Source organism: Beijerinckia sp. L45 (assembly GCF_009765775.1).
Lineage (GTDB): Bacteria > Pseudomonadota > Alphaproteobacteria > Rhizobiales > Beijerinckiaceae > RH-AL1.
On sequence record NZ_LMUU01000115.1, the window covers coordinates 5,719 to 11,920 of the forward strand.

The following is a 6,202-nucleotide window of genomic DNA, read 5'->3' on the forward strand; positions in this document are numbered from 1 at the left end:
GAGCGCGCCGATCTCGTTGCAGAGACGCATGACGGCGACCGACGAGACTTCCACCGATAGGTTGACGAGGAAGGGCTGGCCTTCACCTTCGGTGAGCAGCGGGCGCAGCAGGTCGTCGATGTTGTCGCGGGTGACCTTCTCCTGGATGAAGCGGATGCCGCGCTCGTCGAGGATGGCGCGGTCCTTGTCTTCCGGGTCGATGACGGTGAGGCGCGTGGCATCGAATTTAAAGTGGCGCTCGATCAGCGGCAGGGTGCCTTTGCCGATGGAGCCGAAGCCGATGATCACGATCGGGCCGGTGATGGTGCCATGCACGGGGTAGTCCGTCATTCCTAGTGTCTCCAGTGAGGTCGGTGGGGGTACGGCGCACAAAGCAAGCGCGACGCATGAAAGCAACCCGGCGGCGCAAGCCATCGGATCGGGTCGAAGCGAACCTATCGGTGGAAGCTTCGCGTGACAGCCTGACGACAGGCTTCGGTTTAGGCCACGATTCCAGAAGTCAGGGTTTCCGCAAACCGCATGTCTTGGGGATTGCGCTCAAGGGTCATACCGTCGCGAGGCGCCGCGACGGTTTCGGAATAGGGCGTCCCATGTCGTGCGCGGCCTCGATCCAAGCTGCGATGGCGTCACGTATGTTGGCCAGAGCCTCCTCTGGCGTATCGCCGTCGCTCATGCAGCCCGGCAGATCGGGAGCGATGGCAGCGAACCCACCCCCGTCTTCGGGAATGATGGGCTCAACGACAACGGGATATTCGAGAGGGGTCATCTGGTAGCTCTCACGGCGTCGATGAAGGCGACGAGTTTGCGAATATATACCGCTTTGATCGGGCGCTTGTAAGGGATGGTCAGGATCATGACTTGAGACGGATGGAACACCTTGAATGGGAACCACCGCCACGTGCCGGCTTGCATTCCACGCCGCTTTCGCGACAGACAGCCTCGACATCCCCGATGGTCCAGTCGGCGCGCGGATTGGACCGCATCTTTTCAAGACGTTCGCTCAATCCAGCATCCTACCCCGCGCGGCGCAGCCTCTGTCCCTGATGCATTGGCCGACGCGAGACGATAGCGACGGCGCCCGTCGCCTTGACCAGCCCTTTCGCCGTTGCCAACGCGCCCGCCTGCAACTCCAGCCCCAGAAAGCGGTCGTTCTCGACCGGACCGGGCAGGCGCAGGCCCAGCGTGTGGCGCCGCACGAAGCCGAAGCGGGCATAATAGGGCGCATCGCCGACGAGGAGGATCGCCTCGTGGCCATAGGCCTTTGCGCGCAGAATCGCTTCGTCCATCAGCCGGGTGCCGATGCCGTGCTCGCGATAGCGCGAATCCACGGCCAGCGGCCCGAGCATCAGCGCCGAAACGCCGCCGGCCATCACGTGCCACAGGCGGACGGTGCCGACGAGCTGACCATCGAGCCGCGCCACCAGCGCCAGACCGCGGGCCGGCAGCCGGCCGATGCGCAGCTTTTGGCAGGTCTTGCGGAAGCGGGCCGGGCCGAAGGCGGTATCGAGCAGCGCCTCGCGGGCGAAAACATCGCTCTCGCGTTCGACGTCGATCGTGATCGGATCGGCGGCCTGCAGGGCCGGCGCCGGCAAGCCAAGCGCCGGCAGCGCCTGGAACGGCGCGGCGGCAGGACGGTGGGCGTTCATCAACAAGGTCATCGAAGCCTCCCCCGGGATTTGTGCATCCAGGGCTGCAAGGGATGACCCTCGCACCGACGCTGACGCGCGGCCGATCGGGCATGTGGGGCGAAAACGGGAAAGTTAGGCGGAGGTTCAGGGCCGCCCAGATTTTCAGCAGGCTCTTCTCCTCTCCCCTTGCGGGGAGAGGTCGGAGTGGGGGTCGGCGTGTTCATCCATCTTGAAGCAAGTGGACGGACCCCCGCCTCTAACCCCTCCCCGCAAGGGGGAGGGGGATCAGGCTGCGGCGCTTTTTGACTGGTCCAAGTCGGCAACAGCCGACTTGGACTGCTAGATCACGTAGCTGCGCAGCGGCGGAAAGCCGTTGAAGCCGGCGCAGGAATAGGTCGTCGTATAGGCGCCCGTTCCCTCGATCAGCACTTTGGCGCCGATCTCCAGGCTCACCGGAAGGAAATAGGGGTCCTTCTCGTAGAGCACGTCGACCGAATCGCAGGTCGGGCCGGCGATCACGCAAGGCTCTTTCGCGTCGGCGTCGTAGGCGGTCCTGATGGGGTAGCGGATCATCTCGTCCATCGTCTCGGCGAGACCGCCGAACTTGCCGATGTCGAGATAGACCCACTTCACCGTATCCGCATCCGACTTCTTCGAGATGAGGACCACTTCCGCCTCGATGACGCCGGCGTTGCCGACCATGCCGCGGCCCGGCTCGATGATCGTCTCGGGGATGCGGTTGCCGAAATGCTTGCGCAGCGAGGCGAAGATCGCCTGGCCGTAGGCCTTCACCGCCGGGATGTCCTTCAGATATTTCGTCGGGAAACCGCCGCCGAGGTTGACCATCTGCAAATTGATGCCGCGCTCGGCGAGATCGCGGAAGATCGTGGACGCCGCCTTGAGCGCGCCATCCCACATCGCGGGATTGCGCTGCTGCGAGCCGACGTGGAACGACAGGCCGTAGGCCACCAAACCAAGACGCTGGGCATGCTCGAGCACGCGCGGCGCCATCGCCACGTCGCAGCCGAACTTGCGCGACAGCGGCCATTCGGCGCCGTCGCCGTCGCAGAGCATGCGGCAGAACACCTTTGCGCCGGGCGCGACGCGGGCGATCTTTTCGACTTCGGCTTCGCAGTCCACCGCGAAGAGACGGATGCCGAGCTGGAAAGCGCGGGCGACGTCGCGCTCCTTCTTGATCGTGTTGCCGAAGCTGATGCGGTCGGCGGTCGCGCCGGCGGCAAGAACCTGCTCGATCTCGACGACGGAGGCCGTGTCGAAGCACGAGCCGAGCTGGGCGAGAAGCGAGAGGACGGCCGGATCGGGATTGGCCTTCACCGCATAGAACACGCGGGTGTCCGGCAACGCCTTGGCGAAGGTCGCGTAATTGTCGCGCACCACGTCGAGATCGACGACGAGGCAGGGGCCGTCTTCACGGCGGGCGCGGAGAAAGTCGAGAATACGTTGTGTCATCGCGGCATCCCTTCGTGCCGCTCACAAGGTGGGCGACAAACGAAACCGAGCAAAAGGATAGACAGCCGCCTGCGACCCGCCGCGCTGTGGAGACACGGACGATTCGTCGAATGCTGTCAGCGATCCGGGCCGGACAACGAGTCGTGCGAAAACGCACGATGCGTCGGCAAGCGCCGAGATCAGATGCTGCGCCGTGGCCAATAGATTCCTCCAAGACGCTAAGTCGTGGCGAAAGATATTGAGCCATCGATTGGATTGGGATGAGCTCCCGTATCCGCACGCCCGGCAAGATAGACTAGCCTCTTCATGACGTCGGCGATGGAAGCCGACAGAGACGAAAAAGCCCGGTCCGTCGTTGCTTTAAGTCGTGTCCCCCGTTTGGCGGGGTTCACCGGTTCGCTCCGGCTGCCGGTTTTTACGGAGAGTTCACCGGCCTCTTGTCCGGAACGCTCCCCACCGACACACGACCACAGGCACGTGCGATTTGGGCAAGGCGAAAGATAGGGCGTTTTCGCCGAGGCGCAAGCGGTTTTTTGGGCAGGGGGGATGTTTTTTGGGGGTGTGGCGGAGGATGGGGATTTGAGAGGGGAAAATGAGTATTTTGGAGGGGATGGGAAGGGTTTGTTAAGCATGTCGTGCGTGCCTCTCCGGCTCGCGGAAGAAGGAGTGGGACGCGGCTTTAATCCAAAGCGACGACGGCTTGGATGCGATCGACTGTCGTCCGAATGCAATCGTCTTTCAACGTGAGAAGGCCGGCTTTCACGAGTGCCGCGACATCGTCGCCGACAGCGCGATCTTGCCGTCCCAAGCGTTCGGCAACTGTGCCAATGGTTGCAGCAGGGTGCGCATGGACGTGCCGCAAGAGGTTCAGCCGCTCAGCGCTCATGACGGCGGTGAGAGCGTCCCAGGACTCGAACGTCAGCGCATGATCTTCAAAACTGTCTCCACGCTCGGCGCGGGCCCACGCATCAACAAAGGCCGCGCCGTCCGCTCTTGCGGTCTGTCCGACGACAAGCTTGATGTCTGTCACAGGCTGCCTCCGCGTAAAATCTCGACGTCTGCTAGGAAATCGTCGATTAGAACCGCCGCCGATACAAATATATAGGGGGCTTCGCGTCCACCATAGTGGCGGTGATCGCCTTTGCCGCGCTCGTTATCGTAGCCCACGAGCCGCTCGCCATCGCGGCCATAATACAGGCTGTATTTCAACGCGTGCTGTGATCCTGGGACCGCGATCGGAACACGCCAAAGCTTCATCTCGAGAATAGCGCCATCATCGTAGTGGCGCTTCCGATGGAAGAGCAGGCGCGCTTTGGTGGCCAAGCGATGCGTCCAGACCGATCTGATCAGCAACGAAGCGTAAGCGGCGTGAGACGTCAATCCAGTTGCAAATGCAGCCCTGCCGCGCACGATCCCCGAGAGCGAGAGTCGGCCAAGCGATCATTGGGGTCTCCTACGCCTTGCCGAATATGGCGTCGGCGCGAAACCTCGCTTAAAATGCCGCCATGACCCGATCCGACGTCATCGCGCATCTCAAGAACGCCGAGCCCGCGCTCAAGGCGCGCGGCATTGCGGCGCTGTTTCTGTTCGGGTCCTATGCGCGCGATGAAGCGACGGCCGCGTCCGATGTCGACCTGCTGGTCGAGATCGATGCCGGAGCCAAATTGACCATTCTAGAAATGTTCGAGGCGCAGTCTGTCATCGAAGCCGAGATGCCGGCCGTCGAGATCTTTTTCGTCACCAAAGACAACATTGTTCCTGAGTATCTGCCATCGATCGAAGGATCAGCGATGAAAATCTTCTGATGTCGGATGCGAAGAGTCCCGATGTGAGGCTTCGACATATCCTAAGGGAAGTCGATAGCGTGGCCCGTGCGATCGGCGCCAAAAGCTTCGATGACGTCTTCGAGGATTACGTGCTTGAGCGGACGCTTGAGCGAGCGATCCAGATCGTCTCAGAAGCAGCTAAGGCTTTGCCGGCCGATTTGACGGCACGATACAACGTGATCCCGTGGCATGCGGTGATCGCCATCGGCAATCAGCTGCGACACGAATACTACCGGATCAAGCAAGCCGAGGTCTGGGAGATCGCAACGGCATTTTCCAGCGTTGCGGATCGTGGTGGTCGCGATGCTGGCCGATCTAGAGTGTCGCTGACCTCGTCCTTCCGCCTTGCGGCGCCGCCGCGCACCATCTCATTGATCGCTTGGTGGCGAGAATGCCATCGGGATCGCGCGCGTCAAGGATCAAACCAGAGGAGCTGGCGGCGCTCCGCTGAAGTCGGGCTTGCCCGACTTTAACCTCTCGAGATTTCCATGTCGGGCAAGCCCGACATGGACGCGTCCTTGACCCGCGCGATCCCGAGAGCGAGAGTCGGCCAAGCGATCAATGGGTTCTTCTGCGCATCGGGCGCGTGCTCCTTCGCCCGCTTGCGGGAGAAGGTGTCGATGCGAAGCAGCGACGGATGAGGGCGCTGGGCGGGATGCTTCACGGCTGCGGCCTCCCCCGCACGGCCCTCATCCAACCCGACTGCGTCGGGCCACCTTCTCCCGCAGACGGGAGAAGGGCGAGCCCCACCGCAAACCACATGGTGACGCCCCCTTAACCACGCTTCCCATGCCCCCGCCGCCCTGCTAGACGCGAGGTATGCCTACCCATCCCATCGACAACATCCGCAATTTTTCCATCGTCGCCCATATCGACCATGGCAAGTCCACCCTCGCCGACCGGCTGATCCAGCAGACCGGCACTGTCGCGGCGCGCGACATGAGCGAGCAGATGCTCGATTCCATGGACATCGAGCGCGAGCGCGGCATCACCATCAAGGCGCAGACGGTGCGGCTGGAATACACCGCCCTCGACGGCAAGACCTACATTCTGAACCTGATGGACACGCCCGGCCACGTCGACTTCGCCTACGAAGTGTCGCGCTCGCTCGCCGCCTGCGAGGGATCGCTGCTGGTCGTCGACGCGTCGCAGGGCGTGGAGGCGCAGACGCTCGCCAACGTCTATCACGCGCTGGATGCCGGACACGAGCTGGTGCCGGCGCTGAACAAGATCGATCTCCCCGCCGCCGAGCCCGAGCGCATCAAACAGCAGATCGAG

The 6,202-nt window shown here is 62.8% G+C and carries 9 protein-coding genes; 3 read left to right on the forward strand and 6 right to left on the reverse strand.

Going from position 1 to position 6,202, the window contains the following annotated elements; all coding sequences use genetic code 11:
* From GSQ79_RS29485 to GSQ79_RS12525, 6 genes are all read right to left on the reverse strand, one after another.
* A partial coding sequence (locus tag GSQ79_RS29485) for a saccharopine dehydrogenase NADP-binding domain-containing protein (RefSeq protein ID WP_246725291.1) occupies positions 1-330 on the reverse strand: 330 nt, incomplete at its 3' end.
* A gap of 214 nt (positions 331-544) precedes the next feature.
* Complete coding sequence (locus GSQ79_RS12505; RefSeq protein ID WP_158809048.1) at positions 545-766, reverse strand: type II toxin-antitoxin system HicB family antitoxin; 222 nt, start codon at positions 764-766, stop codon at positions 545-547.
* Positions 767-1,013: 247 nt separating this feature from the next.
* Positions 1,014-1,658 (reverse strand): GNAT family N-acetyltransferase, encoded by a 645-nt coding sequence (locus GSQ79_RS12510; RefSeq protein WP_246725292.1) that lies wholly within the window; start codon positions 1,656-1,658, stop codon positions 1,014-1,016.
* A gap of 309 nt (positions 1,659-1,967) precedes the next feature.
* Complete coding sequence (locus GSQ79_RS12515; RefSeq protein WP_158809049.1) at positions 1,968-3,098, reverse strand: type III PLP-dependent enzyme; 1,131 nt, start codon at positions 3,096-3,098, stop codon at positions 1,968-1,970.
* Positions 3,099-3,777: 679 nt separating this feature from the next.
* The gene (locus GSQ79_RS12520) at positions 3,778-4,128 is read right to left on the reverse strand and encodes a hypothetical protein (protein WP_158809050.1); all 351 of its coding nucleotides are present in this window, start codon (positions 4,126-4,128) and stop codon (positions 3,778-3,780) included.
* Positions 4,125-4,421 (reverse strand): DUF6516 family protein, encoded by a 297-nt coding sequence (locus tag GSQ79_RS12525; protein WP_158809051.1) that lies wholly within the window; start codon positions 4,419-4,421, stop codon positions 4,125-4,127. Before GSQ79_RS12525 ends, GSQ79_RS12520 begins: the two co-directional genes overlap by 4 nt.
* Before the next feature lie 182 nt (positions 4,422-4,603).
* Between GSQ79_RS12525 and GSQ79_RS12530 the strand changes: the two genes are divergently transcribed.
* The 3 genes from GSQ79_RS12530 to GSQ79_RS29490 all read left to right on the forward strand — a co-directional run.
* The gene (locus GSQ79_RS12530) at positions 4,604-4,903 is read left to right on the forward strand and encodes a nucleotidyltransferase family protein (RefSeq protein ID WP_158809052.1); all 300 of its coding nucleotides are present in this window, start codon (positions 4,604-4,606) and stop codon (positions 4,901-4,903) included.
* Between the two features lie 59 nt (positions 4,904-4,962).
* The gene (locus GSQ79_RS12535; RefSeq protein ID WP_158809053.1) at positions 4,963-5,397 is read left to right on the forward strand and encodes a DUF86 domain-containing protein; all 435 of its coding nucleotides are present in this window, start codon (positions 4,963-4,965) and stop codon (positions 5,395-5,397) included.
* Positions 5,398-5,743: 346 nt separating this feature from the next.
* On the forward strand, positions 5,744-6,202 hold a 459-nt coding region (locus tag GSQ79_RS29490; protein ID WP_246725293.1), incomplete at its 3' end, for a GTP-binding protein.